Source organism: Bacteroidales bacterium (assembly GCA_035342335.1).
Lineage (GTDB): Bacteria > Bacteroidota > Bacteroidia > Bacteroidales > JAGONC01 > JAGONC01.
Genome location: DAOQWY010000006.1, coordinates 126,637 through 144,743, shown reverse-complemented (window position 1 = coordinate 144,743; position 18,107 = coordinate 126,637). Strand labels below are relative to the sequence as shown.

Here is an 18,107-nt window from a genome sequence, read left to right as displayed (position 1 = left end):
TTTAAGCTTGAAGCTTGAAGCTCCTAACGGCCGATCCCCCGGTAATAGTCGTAACGTGCAAAAACATCCCCGACAAACTGATAGGGTTCTTCGCCCCTGGCGTAGCCATACTGGACCACAGAATCGGTGTAGAAGAACGGATCGGATTTATTCAGGATGAAATAATCGACATTATCGGTCCATACGGCCGGATCCCTGCCGTATTTCTCGGCCAGCCGCATGGCGTCATAAATATGTGCAATGCCCACATTATAGGCTGCCAGTACGAACTTAACGCGCTCATCATCATCCAGTACCCTGTACCTTAGCTGCTTATCCAGCCATTGAAGAAACCTGACGCCGGCAGCGATATGGTCCTGGGGAGAAGAAGTGGTATCGATGCCGAATGTTTCCATCGTTTGCGGCATCATCTGCATCAGCCCAAATGCCCCTTTCCTTGACCTCACGACAGGGTTGAACGTTGATTCCTCGTAGATCAGCGACGCCAGGAGTCTCCAGTCCCAGTTCAGCAGTGCACTTTGTTCTTTGATAATGTCGTCAAAGACAGAGATCATGCCCCGATAGGCCGTCTGTTTGACGCTTTCCTTTACAGGAGCCCTAAGCGGGGCAGTGAAGTATTTACGGCTAACCAACTGATTGGCACTGTCAGGACGAGTTTCTTCAAGCCAAGAATTAATGGCATCCAGAAGAACAGGGGAGTCTTTTCGTACAGCCCAGGCTACATTCTGGTAGAAGCTCACCGGAGTGGCCACGTCAATATCCGGATAGTAATGCCGATTGATGGAAGCGATCTGTTCATCGCATACGGTATAACTGATCTCGCCTGATGCCACCATCTTGATGAGATCCTCGGCTGTCTTCTCAGGCTCCACTACGATATAGATCGTATCACCTATACCCCTCTGCAAGCGGTGTAGCTGCTCAACCAGAAATGTATTTGCCTGAATATGGATCGTTTTGTGGGCCAGATGTGCAGGATTGCGGACCAGGCCCTGTTCTGTTGCAGACTGGTAGCCTGGAATATTCCGGTGATCGGGTTTGCGTTGTACCAGCACCTGGCGGGTTTGACCGAAAGGATTTGAAAAATCCACCCTTTGCTTTCGCGCTGAGGTAACCGTCAGATCCTGTGCGATCAGGTCACAGTCACCGTCCAGCAGATCAGTGAAAGCACCCTCAACACTGTTATTCACTACAATTTCAAGCTCCACTCCCAGATAATCCGCGAACGATCTCAACAGGTCATATTGATATCCCAAGGGCTGGCCACGATAATTAAAATAACTGGTTGATCCGTAACTCGTCAGGGCAACCAACTTACCGCGTCCCTGAACAGGATCCATCAACCACGAATTATTTCCCGTCCGCATGTCCTTCGCCAGCTCGCTGCGCTGAGGACTCGAACAGGAAAACAGCACCAGAATGGCCAGAAATAAGACAGTCGCCCGTAGAAATTCTAAAATTTTGCTGCGTAGCATACGGTTAGAATTCGTTTAACATATTGTTGATCAGGATTTTAGACAAAAAAAGACCTCAGATTCGGGGAGGCCTCCATTATCAATAATCAGACCAATAAGTTTACTCAAAATGAAAAAGATTGCAAAGATAGCTTTTTTTCTATAATTTTTACGAATTATAAAATACGAAGGTTACAAATTGATAATCAATTTTTTGATGAAAGGACAATCGTGTAGAGGTATTTCCTGGCAGCAGTTCATTTGAATGACCCTAAAACGCAGCGATTGATATCTCAGTATGCATTGATTGAAATTTTTTGGATGCTGGACGGATCCCTGGGTGCTCTGCAGTATATTTTAACACGTTATTCACAAAAAAGTGCCAGATGATGTTTACTGTTTCCTATATTTGAAACCGAATAACCAACATAAAAAAATGATCCCATGAAAAAACTTCTAATGACCTGTGCGGTATTTATCCTTTCAGCCGGTTCGTTGCTGGCACAAACGGAAATCAGTGCTTTCACCGCAACGGGGGGAGCCTACAGTACGACATTCCTGACCGATTACCAGTGTCTTGGCATCAATCCGGCCAATCTCGGCTGGACACGCAACGACCATAAAATGAACCTTGGCCTTGGTGAAGGTACCGTTTCCATTTATTCTGAGCCTCTGACAAGAAAGGAGGTTTTCAACGACCTGTTCAATGATGAGGACTGGTTAGATAACCAGGGAAAGAAAGATGCTGCCAAAAAGTTTACAGATACCCGGCTCCTCGGAATAGGAGCATGGACGTGGGTCGGATTCTCCTATCAGGATGAGAAAATAGGCGGTATCGCTTTCAACATCAGGGAGCGGCTGATGTGGAATTCCTCCTTGAACGAAAAAGCTGCCAGTTTCCTGTTCACGGGCTGGAGAGATCCCTATTTTGATCAGAAAATCACGAATCAATACGGAGACACCATCGAGGGGATCTCATCCAATTCACAGTATGCTTCAACGGTCTATAAGGGCACCGACCAGCACCTTCTCCACATCCGGGAGTTCAACCTCGGTTACGGACGGAAACTTCTCGAGATTGACGATGATATAACCTGGTATGGAGGCTTTGCGGTTAAATACCTCCTGGGATTTGCCGGCGTTCAGTATTATCAAAATGAGAATGGGGAACTGATGGCCTTTTCTGCCCTCAGCCCCATTTATGATGTGGATTATGACACGCCAACTCCATCAGCTGTTTCGGGAAGCGGAATGAAAAAGGTAGGCTCAGGGTTTGGCTTCGATATCGGGACCACTTTCCGGTATAAAAACCTGAAAATTGGAATTGCCGTGAATGATATCGGAAGCATCAAATGGGACGGCAATGTGTACGAAGGTAATGATGTCAGGGTATACAGCATTGAAACAGAAGGGATGAACAACTATAATATCTTCGAGCAGGGGGAATTGATCGTGTCGGATAATCATCCTGATGATCCCAATGAATGGACGGGGTTGGAGAATAAAACGGTGAAGCTGCCCATGAACCTTCGGGGAGGTGCAAGCTACCGGATCATGGAAGCGCTGGAGGTGGGGGTGGATCTTTATGTGCCACTCGGCGACAAGGTCCCCGGATATTATGATGCAGTGGTCTTCGGGCTGGGCACCCATTATGATCCTGCTCCCTGGATCCAGCTATCGCTTGGCCTTGTCTCAAAAGGAGATTTCGGCGTAAACATACCCATGGGGGTTACCTTCTTTCCTGTGAATAATGAAAAAAGAACCTGGTCAATGGGATTGGGAACCGGTGATATGATCACCTGGTTCTCCGATACTGATCCAACCGTTGCCCTGTGCTTCGGGTTACTGCGTTTCAGCTTCGGAGAGAAGTAGGATTCAGGAGAGATCCCTGGAATATCTTTGTCACGGACGCGTCCAGACGGTTGTGCGGCCGAGCCCCATCCATTCTTTGCCAATATAGCCCCGGATGTTCAGCACCGTGGCTGATCCTTTCTTGACCGTGCACTTGTAAGTCTTCCCGTTGTCAGGATCGTAGATCGTCCCGCCGCTCCACTCATCCTTATCAAAAACAAAATCCTTCAGGATCTCAAGTCCCATAATAGGGCGTTTTTGCAGAGCAGGATCAGGATTCTCTTCATCCACCTTGGGCAGTCCGTTGTCTTCATTGGGCTCCTCCAGCCAGACAATTTTTCCGAAAAACCTGCCATTGGTAACGGTTATTTCAATTCTTGCATCCTTCTCCTCGTTCAGCCAGAAACCAAGAATATCATTCGCCTTGACAACCTGGCCACTCACAGATAAACTACCTGTAAGCATACCTGCCAGAAACAGAATAAAAACAGTGACTTTGTTCATGGGTTCCAGTGATGTTTAGGGTGCTAAGATACATTGTTTAGTTCATCCTGCTCCGATGTACAGGTAATTTCCTTTCTCAGGAAAGATTTTGTTCACTTTTTGTACTTTTGTCCAACCACGATCCCGCAAGCTATGAAACCAATCTTTGCTTTTCTGATGATGATGACGGTCCTGGCTGGTTATGCACAAAACTCCCATGAAATCAGCGGTAGTGTCACGAACCTGAAGGAGCCAAAGGTTTTCCTGGCTTATTTTTACGGGGAACAGGTGCACATCTTTGATTCTGCCGTTGTTTCTGATAATGGCAGTTTTAAATTTTCAGTCAATGCATCCCATCTGCCCGGCTACTACCGGGTCATCCTGAAAAAAGATCATTACGTGGATCTTATTCTTAATGATGAGGACATACGCTTCCGGACTGATTTCAATGAGCCCCTCGATAGTTTAAGGATCCTGCAATCCAGGGAGAACCAGATCTATTATGACTTTCTGGAACAGGCTGGTAAAAACCGGCTCAAACAGGATCTGCTCACCACACTGATCGATTATTATCCAAGGGATGACACCTTTTATCAGGAAATCAGGGACCGGTACCATGCTGTCCAGAAAAATGTTGACCGTTATGCCGACAGCATCGTATGGAACTTTCCTGCCCTTTATGTCGCCCGTGTGATCAAGGCTCAGAAAAGACCCTTTCTGAACGCAGATCTTAAGCCTGAAGAACGCATGCAATACCTTCGTGCGAACTACTGGTCGTCCGTTGACATGACCGATACCACGCTGCTCCGAAGCACGGTCTATACCAATCTTGCCATCGATTACATGTCGCTTTACGGGAACCGGCAGTTCAACCAGGAACAACTGGAGAATGCATTCATCCAGGCGGTGGATGTGATGCTTACAGTTTCCATGGCCAGTGAGGCCGTTTACCGTTTTATGCTGGAATACCTTGTCAAAGGTTTCGAAAAGTACCATTTCGACAAGGTGCTGGATCATATTTCCACGACCTATGCCGTGGAGGAAGGATGTGAAAATGAGAGCATTGATGGCGAAGTGATGAAACGGCTGAAAAATTACCAGAACCTGTCGGTGGGGAAGCCGGCACCGGGAGTTTCCATACCGGATACCACCGGAAAAATGATCGATCTGCAGCAGTTTTCAAACGATTACCTGCTGATCATTTTCTGGGCGAGCTGGTGTCAGCACTGCTCGGAGCTGATGCCCCGGCTGAAGGACGTTTACCAGAAATACCGTCCCCGCCTTGAAATGCTGGCCATCTCCATTGACCACGACAAGGAAGCGTACGTGAAAGCCCTCAGGGAAGGAAACTTCCCCTGGATGAACGGTTGTGACCTGAAGGGATGGGGAAGCACCCCGGCAGTTAATTTCAATATTTACGCCACTCCCACGATGTTTCTGCTGGACAAGAACAAGACCATCATTGCCAAGCCCATTACGCTCAGGGAGCTACAGAATGAACTGACCAGGGTTTTTAATTTCTGATTCAGAATTATCTCGCTGTCACTGTCTTGCCTTTCTGGATGCTGAATTCCAGATTGCTGAGTGCCTGCTCGGCTTTTGAGATCCTTTCTTTCCGCTCCTGATAGATCTGCTCGGTGATTTTACCCTCTTTCTTGTCTTTTTCCAGCTGAGCTTTGGCCCGTTCTATTCTTTCCCTTGCCTCTTTCGCCTTTGCTTCGCCCTGAACGATCTTCTCATCCAGTTCTTTACCCTTGACATCACGGTTCAACCTTGCCTCTTCAGCCCTCTGCTGTCCGAACTCCTTTCCCTGAAGGTCGCCCTTGTTTTTTCCATAGGCATTTCCCTGGGGCTCTTTTTCAACGCGATGCTGGTACTGCTTGTTTCCGGGAGACTCCTGTTTTTCACCCTGTACATCCGTGGATTCCTTTTGTGCGGGCATTTTGTCTTTCTGGACTCCCGGTGCAGGTTTGACATCCGGTTTTGGCTTGACAGTGTCCACCTGAAGCCTGGGTTTCTGCTGCGTTGTTGTTTCCCTGGCCGGAACGGCCGTTGTCTTTGTCTGGGCATAGGTACCCCCGCTGAAGGATGCCAGAAGACATACGATGACCATATACCACAGCGGATTTAAGCTGATTCTTTTCATTTTCTTACTCATTTAAATCATTTAATAATTGATCCAGTTCCTGTGAAGATTCCTCAATGGCCTGTGTGGCACTGTCGATGGCGACTGTCACCGAATCGAGCGTTGCCTCCAGGTCTTGGGATACCTGTTCTGTGACTGTCCCTTCATCCTGGGGACCGGTTTTACTGTCAGGATTTCCTGCGCATCCTGCGAGGACCGCCAGTGAAAATGACACAGCGATCCAAGTGTTGAACATTTTCATGTGTGTGGTTTTTGATTGAACATTCCCTATCCCCTTCCCGTCAGGGACTGATTGATGAGTGCTTGATTCTGTTCCAATGAAAAGATTTCATTGACGTCATAAAAATACATCTTATTATCCAATGAGCTGAAAAACACAGGCATTATTTGTCAACAGGATGAACATCGGGTGTGATGATGGTTGACCATAATGCTAAATCTTATAACCCTTTCCGGTAATAATGTAACAAAATGTAAATATTCCTATATATCTTTGGCACTTACTAAAAGTAATTCGCCCAGCAGATTTCATCGGAATCAGTAATAATTTAAAAAGTACAAAAATGAAAACACTATCTGTATTCAAAACGGGCCTGACTGTTCTTGTAATGGGTTTGCTTCTTTCACTGCCGTTCAGCGTTTATTCCCAGGAAATCATCGATATTCAGGTTTCCCCGAGTACGTTAAACCTTCAGAATCAGGGCGAATGGGTGACAGTTCATACCGACATTGCTTACGGCCTCGTTCTGGAGAGCTCTGTAACTCTTAATGGAATCGCAATCGAATGGTCAAAAGTGGATAACCAGGGAAATTTTGTGGCCAAGTTCGTTATTGGAAGTATCATCGGAATACCAGGACTCAACATAGGTGATTACAATACACTGACGTTGGAAGGGGTTAAAACGATTGGAGGAACCTTCACAGGGAGCGATGAGGTCATGGTCATTAATCCTATCCCTAAGAAGAAATAAACCTGGGGTTTCTGGGGTTTGGCTGGATAAGAGATGCTGATGAACAACTAACATGATCTGGAAGACATCCGGCCATCAAATCCTTTATACCTAAAATCCCAACTACATCAAAAATCAGGTATCCGTTAATCGGTTAATCTGATATCTCAAAACAGTGTGATAGCTATCACACTGTTTTGAGTATATCCCATACAAACGTCCGTATCCCCACCTCCAGGTTCACCTCATCCAGTTTCCGGATATCTGTCAGAAGCTCCTCCACCTGTTCATCGGGAATGATGGTCAGGGCGGCCGAATTCATTTCCGGCCAGGTATGGGTTCCCATTCGGGGTTCACCCGTTTCGCTTCCTCTGCCCTGAACCTCCGGCCACCAGGTGTAACCCCTGATCCCCAGACGATCGAACACATACTCCACCCTTTCGGTATGGGCCTGATTGAATATGATAAAAACCGCTTTCATAACTACCATACTTTATGACTTACAGACAATTACATTTTTTTATTGATCGAGGAATACGAAGCGTTTGCGGAGCTTCATCTTTTTGTCGCGCTCGCCGCGGCGTGCCAGGATGGCATACATCACCGGGACAATGACCATGGTGACGACCGTGGAAAACACCAATCCTCCGATCACCGTGATACCCATTGGCGACCAGATCTCGGATCCTTCGCCCCGGCTCAGGGCCAGGGGAAACATACCCAGCATGGTCGTTCCTGCCGTCATCAAAACCGGGCGTAAACGTGAACGGCCTGCCTTCTGAATGGCCTGATACAACTCGTTACCCCTGTCGCGCATCAGGTTGATGAAGTCGACCAGCACGATGCCGTTCTTCACCACGATGCCGATCAGCAGCACGGCCCCCAAGGCTGCGATCAGGCTTAAGGTGGTGCCGGTCAGGAACAGGCTTAGCACAACACCGGTGAAGGCAAATGGAATGGAGAACATGATCACAAAAGGCATCGCAAACGACTCAAACTGCGATGCCATGACGATAAAGACCAGGATGAGGCTTACGATCATCAGCAACCCGATATCCTGGAACCCCTCCATCTGATCTTCATAGGCTCCGCCAATGTTGATCATGATTTCCGGCGGAACCTGCACGTCTTTCATTTCTTCCCTGATCCTGGTGGCCAGTTCGCCCAGGGATATGCCGACAGGCTTGACGGAAACTTTCGCGATCCTTTCCCTCCGCTTGTGTTCGATGTTGGGTGGCGACCAGTATTCCTTCACTTCACCCAGCTCGCTCAATTTGATCTTATCCCCGGATGGATTGATGATCGTGATCTCCTGCAGGTCCGTGATTGAATTTCTGTAATCTTCCTCAAAGCGAACATCAATGTCATATTCATCCCCCTCTTCCCTGAACACAGAAGCCGTCAACCCATCCACCCGGTTGCGGATATAGGTGGAAACCATGGCGCTGTTGAGTCCTTTCAGGGCCATCTTTTCGCGGTCCAGCACCACCTGAAGTTCAGGTCTGTCCTTCTCGCGGCTCAAGGTGATTTCCTTGGCGCCTGCTATGGTGGCTACACGGTTCCTGATCTCATCGGCAAGCTGATTGGTTTGATTGAAATCGTATCCAAAAATTTCGATATCAACCGTATTGGTACTGCCGCCAAACATGGAACTGGAAGTTGAAACCTGATATGTTACGATCTCCGCGATCTGATCGAGCTGGTTCCGAAGGTCATCAGCAACCTCAAACACGGAGCGGGATCGTTCATCGACAGGAACCAGCCTCATCATCAGGTTTGTCCGGTTCGATCCGGTAGCCATGAACAGGGAAAAGAAACTGCCTTCATCGTCGGCCCCCGTGGAATTGGAGACCAAAATGATCTCGGGATACCGGTCGCGGATGATCTGTTCCACCTTGCGGGCCGTTTTCAGGGATTCCTCCATCCTGAGCCCTGTTTGCATTTCGAGGGCTACCGTCATGCTGCTCTCGTCGCTTTCCGGGAAAAAATCCGTTTTGACAAAAAATGCCCCAAGGATCAGACTGCCCACGAATACCAAAATGCTTATCGCAACAACAAAACTTTTATGGTGCAGTGCCCACCTGATCGTATTCTCGTAAAATGCATCCAGCTTATCAAGAAAGACCCTGATCGTCCTGTCGTACGCCCTGTTCATGACCTTTTCCTTTGGCAGCCTCATCTTCAGCAGCCTGGACGACAGTACGGGTGTCAGGGTGATGGCCACCAGGGTGGAAGTGACAATGGTGATGGTCACGATCCAGCCGAGTTCGTTGAACATCACCCCCGTCATCCCTCCCACCAGTGTCAGCGGCATGAATACGGCAACGATCACCAGGGTGGTGATGATGACGGCCAGCCAAACTTCATTGGTTGCATAGATGGCTGCCTCCCGCGGACTGCTTCCCCGCTCGATGTGCCTGGTGATGTTCTCAAGGACAACGATCGCATCATCCACTACCATCCCGATGGCAATGGACAAGGATGAAAGGGATATCACGTTAAGGGAGCTTCCTGTAAAATACAGATAGATGAAGGAAACCACCAGGGAGATGGGAATGGTAAGGATGATGATCACAGTGGCCCTCCATCGTCCCAGAAAAAACAGCACGACCAGGATCACAAACAGGAACGCCCACATCAATGTTTGAGACAGGTTGTCGATCGAACCGCGGATAAAATCCGACGTATCCATGATCGGCTCAATGGTAATGTCGGGTGGAAGCCCGATGGTTAGCTCTTTTAGCATTTTATTGACATCCCTGGCTATCTTCACCGTATTGGCCCCGGATTGCTTCTGGACAATCATTCGCATCCCTTTCTTGCCGTTGATGCTTTCATCGATATATCCGTACTTGAGGGTGTCACTTACAACGGCAATATCTTTCAGATAGATTGGCTTTCCGGCAACCTGGGAGACAATGATCCCCTTCAGCTGATCACTTTCCGAAAACTCCCCTTCCACGCGCAACTGATAATCGAACTGCCCCATTTTCACGTTCCCGGAAGGCATGTTGAGGTTTTCAGCGCTGATCATGCTTCCGATCTGTTCCAGAGAAAGTGCATATGCGTCCAGTTTTTTAGGGTCAACGTCCACATAAATGATCCTTTTCGGCCCGCCCATGGTAGACACTGAGCCGATCCCTTCGATCCGGTTCAGAGGATTGACCAGTTTCTCCTCAATGATCTTCTCCAGTCCCGGATAACTCTCCTCGGCCGTGATGGCATAGAAAAGGATCGGCATCATGCTGGTGCTGAACTTAAAGACCGAAGGCCGTTCACATCCCTCAGGCAGGTAGTTGTACGTTCCATCAATGACCGACCTCACATCGTTCATTACCTCGTCGAGGTTGGTGCCCCATTCGAATTCCATGCTGACCAGTGAAAGGTTATCATACGACAGGGAAGTGACTTCCTTCAGGTTATCCACTGAATTCATGGCATCCTCGATGGGCTTGGTCACATTGGTCTCGATATCCGCCGCATTGGCACCGGCATAGGTGGTCATGACACTGATGAACGGCGGCTCCATTTCCGGGTAAAGGTCGATGGGGATATTCCTGAGGGAGAACAGACCCAGCACCACCACCGCTATGAAGATCATGATCGTTGTAATGGGCTTATTGACAGCACTTTTATAGATACTCATACGTATGCTCTTAAACGTTGATAAACCGTTCCATTCACCCTTTAATCCGTGACAATTTCAACAGGGACCCTGTCAATCAGCCGGGATTGGCCCGCAATGATCAGCCTGTCCCCCTCCTTGATCTCCGGGGAAATAATTTCCACCAGGTCATCGAACCGCTGGCCAAGGGCTACCGATACCCTCCTGGCAAGGCCCTGTTCTTCCAGGAAAACATACCGTTCGTTGGATCCCTGCATTTTAAGCACGGCAGGGGCCGGGACCACAAGGGCACTCATTTCACCAAGCTCCAGTACCACCCTGGCAAACATCCCGGGCCGAAGTTTTTCCCCCGGATTGTCGATCCGGATCTCAACCTGGAATGAATGGGTGTAGGGATCTATCGTGGGATATTTCCGTATGATCGTACCCGTATAGGTCTCACCGGGATAAATGTCGCATTGTATCTTTGGCTTCATCCCCTCGTTGACCTGTGGATAATAGGTCTCGGGAATGTTGACCAGGGCTTTCAGCGGATTGATCTGAACCACCGACAGGATCGCGGCTTTCCCGGAAGCCGTGTTGGGAGCGCCTGAATACATCTCGCTGTCTTCAAAGTATTTTCCTGAAATGATTCCATAAAAGGGAGCCACCAGCCGGGTGTTCTCCTGAAGGAATTCCACGTTGGAGCGGGCAATCTCGTATTGGGTGGCAAGCTGGTCGAACTGCTGCCGGGTCACGCTCCCTACTTTTTGCAGCGTATCGAGCCGCCTGTAGTCGGTCTCCAGGTTTTTCAGCTGGATCATCGCCTGATGCAGCTGGGTCTGATCCATTTGAGCCAGCAGGGCGCCCTTTTTGACCCTGCTGCCCACTTCGACAAAGATCCGGTCGATCCTACCCGGGGAGGACGGGACCAGGTGCACCTCCTCGTAAGGTAGCAGCGTTGTTGTATATTCGATGTTTCTACCGATGACCTGTGTCTGGAGGGCCATGACCTTGACCTTCTCCACCTTTACAACCGTGGATGACGGGTCTCCGCTTTGAGTACTGTCCGTTCCCGTGCCGGAGGAACATCCCGCAAGGATCAGAATTATTGCCATCAGAAAAGAAAAATTTCTTATGATTTTCATTTCTTTCAGTGTTTTGATAGTCTGTTAAATTTTATTCATCAGTTTCTCAAGATCAAGCCGTGCATTCAGCAACGTGATAATGGATTCCAGGTAATCAGCTTCCGCCTGCAGGTAATTGTTGTTGGCAGTGGCCAGATCAAGGCTGGAGGACACTCCCTGTTCATATTTGAACTGATAGCTCTCGTATATCCGGAGGGAAACTTCCACGTTGTGCTTCCGGTTCAGGTACTGATCGATCGCACTGGCCAGGTTGACCCGAAGCTGCCTCTCGGTCAGCAGCAATTGTTCTTCCAGTAAACTCTTGTTGTTCAGCGTCGTCTCATATTGAATCCTGGCCTGGTTCACCTGAGAGCTCCTCATACCGCTGGAAAGGATCGGAATGGCCAGATTCAGCCCGATGACATTCTTGGGGGCAAGGTCAAAGTCAGATTTCAGGATCTTGCTGGTATAGGTGTAATAGCTGCTCAGGGTGGGAAGAAAATTCATTTTCTGCAGGCCTACCTGCCGTTCCGACAGTTTTTCCTGGTTGAGCATGACCTGGTAGTCAAGATTTTCCTGAATGTTGAACTGCTCATCGAGCATATCGGCAAAGTCAACGTTGTCAAGAAAGTAATTCAGCGAATCGGTCAGTTCCAAAGGGGTGTCCACCGGTACGCCAAGCTGGAAGCGCAGGAGGTTGTAAGCAAGTTCTTTCTGGCGCTCAGAGGATTTCAACGCATTTTCCAATGTTGAAAGCTGTACTTCGAACTGGTCCAGGTCGAGCCTCTCCGCCACCCCGACCAGCACCATCGCTCTGGTATTCTCCAGTATCCTCAGCGTGTTGTCGAGGTTCTCCTGGATGATCAGAATGGAAAGGTCGGCCACCAGGGCATTCTGATAGGCCCGGGTGGTCAGTTCCCGGATGTTCTGTTCCGTTTTCTCATAATTCGTTCCCGACATCTCTTTATAGATCTTCAGCATTTGCAGTCCAACGATGAAATTCCCGCTGAAGATCATCTGCGAAACCGTGGCATAAAGGTTACTGGTGGCCTTGAAAGGGATGGTGGTGGGAGGCATCTCTTCGCTGAATCTGAATTCCATCTCCGCCCCGAGGTAATTGGAATAATCCATGGCGACATCCGCCTGCGGCAGGAACGAGGAAATGGATTCGTTGATCCTTTTCTGGGCCAGGTCCACGGCCAGGGCCGCATTTTTCACCTGTTTGTTGTAGGCCAGGGCATGGGACTTTGCGTCTTCAAGCGAAAGGGGCAGTTTTTCCTGCCCGGCCACCAGGCCCGGCAACAGGAAGACGCATAATGAAATGAAGAAAGCTTTCGTTTGCATAATCCGTGTTGATTGTGATTGTAATGGTGACAGCTTGTCACTCAAATAAATTACCGTACTGTTCGATCAGTTTCCTTCCCTTTTCAGTGGATATCCCCACGAAATAAGGATTGATGATGTTACGGACCAGGTCGTGCGGGGTGGCATTCTCCGGAAAAATATCTTTTTTGTGAAACGTGTCCATCATGACGCTAAAAAAAGCATCAACGATTTCCAGGTTCAGATCGTGCATGAAGATCCCTTCTTTGATTCCACGCTCCAGGATGCCGCAGCTGAGGGATCCTCCGGACGGTTTTGATCTTTTCTTTTGTGCCTCCCACAAATGGGGGTAGATCCTGCGGATATCCTCAAAGAACAAAGGGTTGATCTCCGATTTTACCCTGTGCCCGTGCTGGCCGAACTTATAAAGCGCTTCGATGACGTTGGAGGCATTCGCAAGGATTTCATTCACTTCCCCCAGATAGAGCTCATTCATCGCTTCCAGGGATTCCTTTATTAGGGTGTCCTTATCCCTGAACATCTCATAAATGGTCCTTTTCGACATGCCTACTTCCTCTGCGACCTGGTCCATGGTCACCTGCCGGATCCCATACCGGGTGAACAGCTCGATGGATTTTTGAATGACGCGTTGCCGGGGTTCCATTGGAAAAAATTTCCGGCAAAAATAATAAAACTAAGATAGTGTATTTAGTTTTCGAGAAAATTTTTTATCCGGATGAACCGGTCTTCAATATTCCCAGGGTGGGGAAATTCCATTTAAGAGACTGGCAGGACCACGAATTGAGCGGGATCAGGGCTTCCGGTGAAGGGGTGTTCAGGTTTTATCCCTGGGAATCAAAGGTCACCCTTGTGGATGATCAGGGTGTGACCAGCAGTTTTTTTACTTCACTGATCTCATTGCAGATGAACCGGTAAAGATACAATCCCGGAAGCAGCTCCCCGGGCTGAAACACCAGATGATGGATGCCTGCCGTCTGATATTGCGCCGCAACTGCTTTCAATAAACTGCCCTTTGCATCGTAGATCATCAGGCTGACGGTTCCCGGGCGCTCCAGGATGTAACTGAGCTGCACGGGATCCCGTAAAGGATTGGGAAAGATCCGGACATTGCCTGCGGCTGTTTCAACCGGTTCCTCATCTGTTCCGACATAGGATCCGAAAAAGTCCAGTATTCGCTGCAGCACTTCAATCCTGTTTTCCTGTTCATTGATTCCTTCAAATCCGAAACCAAAGAACACGGTTTTATAAGCCGGGCTTTGATAACTGACTGCGGCACCCGTAGAAGTTGAGAAATACTGAAAAGCCACCTCTCCGCCGCTGACCGGCTCAAGCTCACTCATGGAGGATTGGTACAGGGCATCCGTGCCCTGATTGAGGGTCAGGTACAAATTATCACCAATGGGATCTCCCGGAATCCCCATCAGCGTATCCTGGCCGGCATAAGTGTCGCGGATATGTTTCACGTGAAGGTATTCCATTAAAAAAGGACTACCCCCCAGGTCTTCACTGATGTTTTGCCCCGACAGGAACAGATTTCCTCCGTTTTCAAGATAGCCTGAAAGCACTTCCTGGTTGTAAGGCGTCAGGGTTTGTTCATCCTGCAGTCCGGTGAACCAGATCACAACCGGGAAATTTGAAAGAAACTCCAGGGAGGGATCTCCCAGTAACTTCAGATCATAGTCGTATATCTCATGCTGCAGTTTATGCAATGCATATTTATACCAGGCAACGGGCTGGATGAAAAGACCATTGAAGCTGGTGCCGTCATTGACCAGCAGGATGTCGGGATTGCCGATCTCCAGATTCAGATAGGTCTTGTAATTATTTGATTTTCCAAAGGAGATGTTCAGGCCAAACAGGGAAGTATAGGGCTGGGTTTCGGCTCCGATGGTGATCAGAAAGGGAATTTCCAGTGTTTCCTTAACATCCAGGTATGCCATCATGCCCAGAGGCGATTCAGAAACTTCAATACCGATGTTGGGATCATCCGAGCTGAGCAGGAGGTTTACATTCTGGATGGCTGAGGTAACATTGATGTTGTTACGGATGCCCAGGGTGATGATGGCCTCCTCTCCCGGTTCCAAAACCTGGTCCCCGTCCGAGTCGGAAAGGGAAAGGGCTTCAATGGAGAATGGTTTGTAATGATGGGAATAGCTTAACAGGAGATATTCCGTGAACCAGCTCCAGTCGGAGTTGGTACCGTTCCCAAGGCAGATCATTCCGGATGATTTGTCCCAGCTGAAACCATACTCACCCTGGGCCCCGGGAAAAGAACCCCCGTGACTGAAAAAACCATAGTTAAATTGCCATATCAACCCCATCAGGTCGGGAAAGGTGATTTCGGGGTATTGTAGGGTGGTGATCAGATCAACGGTGGCGTCTTCCAGGATCTGAACCTGATCATACGAACCTCCGTTCATATACATCGTCAGTATTTTGGAGAGGTTCACTGCGCTGGTTCTCAGCGTCCCCGCCGGATAGACAGGAAATCCGGCATGCGGCGACGGTACAAGCACATCATTCTGCCGGATGTAGGGTGTGGCGATCCGTGACTGATCCAGGTTTTCCAAACGAAATGAAGTCTGTTCCATCCCCAGGGGGCCAAAGATGTGTCGCTGGCAATAGGATTCAAAATCCATTCCGGAGAGCACCTCAACGATATGGGCCAGCAATGAAACTCCAACGTTTGAATAGCTGTAGGCTGTTTGCGGGGGAACCTGCAAAAAATTCTGGGGAGAAAAATAAATTCCATCCTCAAGAAGATAGGCCTGTAAAAAATCCTGCAACGCGATGGGCGAATCGTATCCGTAGGTTACCAGACCATTGATGAGGGACAGATCATCGGAAATGGACGACAGATGGGTCATCAGGTGACGGAACGTGATGATGCTGTCAGGAAAGGATGGATTGAATACATCAAAGGGCAAATAATCATTTACGGGATCATCCAGCTCAAACAGACCCTTCTCATGGATCTGCATGCAGGCGGTTAGAACAATGGTTTTAGAGATGGAAGCAGTGAGAAAGACCGTAGAATCACCCACGGGAACCGCCTGTTCAATGTTGGCGTAGCCAAAATGTTTTTTCCAGTATATCTCACCATTCTCCAAAAAACATAAGGAAATACCCGGAATCATGGCTTCATCCATGATCCAGGTGACCCATTCTTCAAAAGTGGCGGGATCCATATTTCGGATGTAATTCGTGGTTCCGTCATCCCTGTTCGGAGGTAAAAAGGCATCCATGGATTCAAAAAAGGTTCGTTCTGCTACTTTTTCGCTTTTCGTTTGATTTTTGGTAAAAAATCCTTGTCCGTTAAGCGTCATTGGATGGATACAGAAAATACAGGATATCAGCAGTACAGGGATGGGTGTTTTTAAAATCAGCATAGGATCAGGAATCTGAGAAAAAAATCGTTGAAAGAACTGCGATGGCATCGTTCCCCTGCAAAGCTACAAAAAATAACATTTATAGTTACGTGAATGGCACAGGATATCCGGTCTTCTTTTCTGAGCCAGTACCCGGGTTTTGGGCGCATTTCTGATACTGATAATCCCTTGCCACTTCACGGATTCCTGGTATTGTTTCATCTCAGTACAAATAATCCGCAAAGGACCTTGTATTTTTCTTTTAGTTATTTTATTTTTGGGAGGTATCCGGCAGGCCTGTCAATTTCATTCAATTTAAAAATTACACAGTACCATGAAAAGCGCAATCATTGTTGTATTCATCTCATTTTCAGCATTCTGTTCTTATTCCCAGTTTCAACCTGACGTTCGTCTGACCAACAATCCGGGCGAATCCATCGCTTCTCCGAACAATGCACGTTGTGTGGCTGCCAGCAACGATACCATTCACGTGATCTGGCGGGACAACCGCTTCGGGAACAGGGAAATCTTCTACAAAAGATCCCTCAACGGAGGGGTTACCTGGGGAGAAGATGTCCGCCTGACATTCAACGCAGCTCCATCAGAGGATCCCTGCATTGCAGTATCTGGTTCAACCGTTCATATTGTCTGGTCCGATATGCGGGATGGCAACTGGGAGATTTACTACAAACGTTCCGTGGACGGAGGGACCAGCTGGGGAACCGATACCCGGCTGACCATCGATGCCAATGAATCGGTGAGCCCTTCGGTGGCCGTATGCGGCACAACGCTGCATCTGGTGTGGATGGATGCACGGGATTTGAACGCGGAGATCTATTATAAGCGTTCAGCAGATGCAGGCCTGGGCTGGGGAGCGGATGTACGGCTGACAAACACGGTCACTGCCTCCTATAATCCCTGTATTGCTGTTACCGGTACGACCGTGCACGTTGTCTGGGAAGAAGAATTCTCCGGGACCGATACCTATGAAATCCATTACGTGAATTCTCCGGATGCAGGTGCCACCTGGGGAGCAGATACCCGGCTGACCTGGGATGATGCCGAATCACTGAATCCCTGCATTGCGGCATCCGGTGCGAATGTCCATGTGACCTGGTACGACGACCGCGACGGAAACGAGGAGATCTACTGCAAAAACTCAGCGGACGGTGGGCAGAACTGGGGCGCGGACACCAGGCTTACCAGCGCGGACGATACCTCCTACAGGCCTTCTGTATGCACCGACGGACAAAATGTGCACATCAGCTGGGTGGACTACCGGGATGGAAATAATGAAATTTACTATAAGAAATCATCCAATAACGGAAATACCTGGGATCCCGATCTGAGGCTGACCAATAATGCAGCGCCTTCCTGGCGCTCTTCCGTTGCACTGGCCGGTACAGCCGTTCATGTGGTCTGGGAAGATACCAGGGATGGTAACTACGAGATCTATTACAAACAGGATCCGACGGGCTCGGTGATGGTTATCCCGGGCGATGCCAACTGCGACGGAATCGTCAATGTACTGGATGTGATCACCGTGATCAACTGGGTCTTCGGCCAGATCCCCGATCCGTTCTGTTTCGCCAACGCCGATGTCAATGCCGACGGGATCATCAACGTTCTGGATGTGATCGGTACGGTGAACGTCATTTTTGAAAATTAAGTTCACCAGGTCACTGTTCCGCCTGATTCAAGCACATTCGTCTTGTCCGGATTGTCGTGGCCAATACCCGGATAAACATGAGCACAAAGCAGAACAGTAAAAGCATTGGCT

15 protein-coding genes are annotated in these 18,107 nt (G+C 48.8%); 5 read left to right on the top strand and 10 right to left on the bottom strand.

Annotated elements, in window-relative coordinates:
* Positions 1-23: 23 nt before the first annotated feature.
* A complete protein-coding gene (locus PKI34_04985; protein HNS17160.1) occupies positions 24-1,475 on the bottom strand; it encodes a transporter substrate-binding domain-containing protein in 1,452 nt (483 codons plus the stop codon).
* A 423-nt stretch (positions 1,476-1,898) separates the two neighbouring features.
* Between PKI34_04985 and PKI34_04980 the strand changes: the two genes are divergently transcribed.
* The gene (locus PKI34_04980; GenBank protein HNS17159.1) at positions 1,899-3,326 is read left to right on the top strand and encodes a DUF5723 family protein; all 1,428 of its coding nucleotides are present in this window, start codon (positions 1,899-1,901) and stop codon (positions 3,324-3,326) included.
* A 30-nt stretch (positions 3,327-3,356) separates the two neighbouring features.
* On the opposite strand, the gene PKI34_04975 is transcribed toward PKI34_04980, so the two are convergent.
* Entirely contained in the window at positions 3,357-3,809 is a 453-nt protein-coding gene (locus PKI34_04975; GenBank protein HNS17158.1) for a DUF2147 domain-containing protein, read from the bottom strand.
* Positions 3,810-3,941: 132 nt separating this feature from the next.
* Here PKI34_04975 and PKI34_04970 point away from each other — a divergent pair, with 132 nt between their 5' ends.
* Positions 3,942-5,312 carry a thioredoxin-like domain-containing protein gene (locus PKI34_04970; GenBank protein ID HNS17157.1) on the top strand — a complete coding sequence of 457 codons (1,371 nt, stop codon included), beginning with the start codon at positions 3,942-3,944 and terminating at the stop codon, positions 5,310-5,312.
* A 7-nt stretch (positions 5,313-5,319) separates the two neighbouring features.
* On the opposite strand, the gene PKI34_04965 is transcribed toward PKI34_04970, so the two are convergent.
* Together PKI34_04965 and PKI34_04960 are read right to left on the bottom strand one after the other, a co-directional pair.
* Positions 5,320-5,934, bottom strand: coding sequence for a hypothetical protein (locus PKI34_04965; GenBank protein ID HNS17156.1), 615 nt, complete (start codon positions 5,932-5,934; stop codon positions 5,320-5,322).
* A gap of 4 nt (positions 5,935-5,938) precedes the next feature.
* Positions 5,939-6,175 (bottom strand): hypothetical protein, encoded by a 237-nt coding sequence (locus PKI34_04960; GenBank protein ID HNS17155.1) that lies wholly within the window; start codon positions 6,173-6,175, stop codon positions 5,939-5,941.
* Between the two features lie 322 nt (positions 6,176-6,497).
* Between PKI34_04960 and PKI34_04955 the strand changes: the two genes are divergently transcribed.
* Positions 6,498-6,905: a hypothetical protein gene (locus tag PKI34_04955; GenBank protein HNS17154.1), complete on the top strand. Its 408-nt coding sequence runs from the start codon at positions 6,498-6,500 to the stop codon at positions 6,903-6,905.
* A gap of 166 nt (positions 6,906-7,071) precedes the next feature.
* On the opposite strand, the gene PKI34_04950 is transcribed toward PKI34_04955, so the two are convergent.
* Genes PKI34_04950 through PKI34_04930 form a run of 5 tightly spaced genes read right to left on the bottom strand, consistent with a single transcriptional unit; the run spans position 7,072 to position 13,602 of the window.
* Positions 7,072-7,365, bottom strand: coding sequence for a hypothetical protein (locus PKI34_04950; GenBank protein ID HNS17153.1), 294 nt, complete (start codon positions 7,363-7,365; stop codon positions 7,072-7,074).
* A gap of 39 nt (positions 7,366-7,404) precedes the next feature.
* On the bottom strand, positions 7,405-10,530 hold the full coding sequence (locus PKI34_04945) for an efflux RND transporter permease subunit (protein ID HNS17152.1): 3,126 nt from the start codon (positions 10,528-10,530) through the stop codon (positions 7,405-7,407).
* Between the two features lie 41 nt (positions 10,531-10,571).
* Entirely contained in the window at positions 10,572-11,636 is a 1,065-nt protein-coding gene (locus PKI34_04940) for an efflux RND transporter periplasmic adaptor subunit (protein ID HNS17151.1), read from the bottom strand.
* Between the two features lie 24 nt (positions 11,637-11,660).
* Positions 11,661-12,959 (bottom strand): TolC family protein, encoded by a 1,299-nt coding sequence (locus PKI34_04935; protein ID HNS17150.1) that lies wholly within the window; start codon positions 12,957-12,959, stop codon positions 11,661-11,663.
* A gap of 37 nt (positions 12,960-12,996) precedes the next feature.
* Entirely contained in the window at positions 12,997-13,602 is a 606-nt protein-coding gene (locus tag PKI34_04930; GenBank protein HNS17149.1) for a TetR/AcrR family transcriptional regulator, read from the bottom strand.
* Positions 13,603-13,640: 38 nt separating this feature from the next.
* Between PKI34_04930 and PKI34_04925 the strand changes: the two genes are divergently transcribed.
* Positions 13,641-13,874 (top strand): hypothetical protein, encoded by a 234-nt coding sequence (locus tag PKI34_04925; protein ID HNS17148.1) that lies wholly within the window; start codon positions 13,641-13,643, stop codon positions 13,872-13,874.
* On the opposite strand, the gene PKI34_04920 is transcribed toward PKI34_04925, so the two are convergent.
* On the bottom strand, positions 13,817-16,348 hold the full coding sequence (locus PKI34_04920; protein ID HNS17147.1) for a serine hydrolase: 2,532 nt from the start codon (positions 16,346-16,348) through the stop codon (positions 13,817-13,819). The two genes, PKI34_04925 and PKI34_04920, sit on opposite strands and share 58 nt — an antisense overlap.
* Positions 16,349-16,661: 313 nt before the next feature.
* On the opposite strand from PKI34_04920, the gene PKI34_04915 reads away from it, so the two are divergent.
* Positions 16,662-17,996, top strand: a complete 1,335-nt coding sequence (locus tag PKI34_04915) for an exo-alpha-sialidase (protein ID HNS17146.1) — start codon at positions 16,662-16,664, stop codon at positions 17,994-17,996.
* Positions 17,997-18,107: the final 111 nt, after the last annotated feature.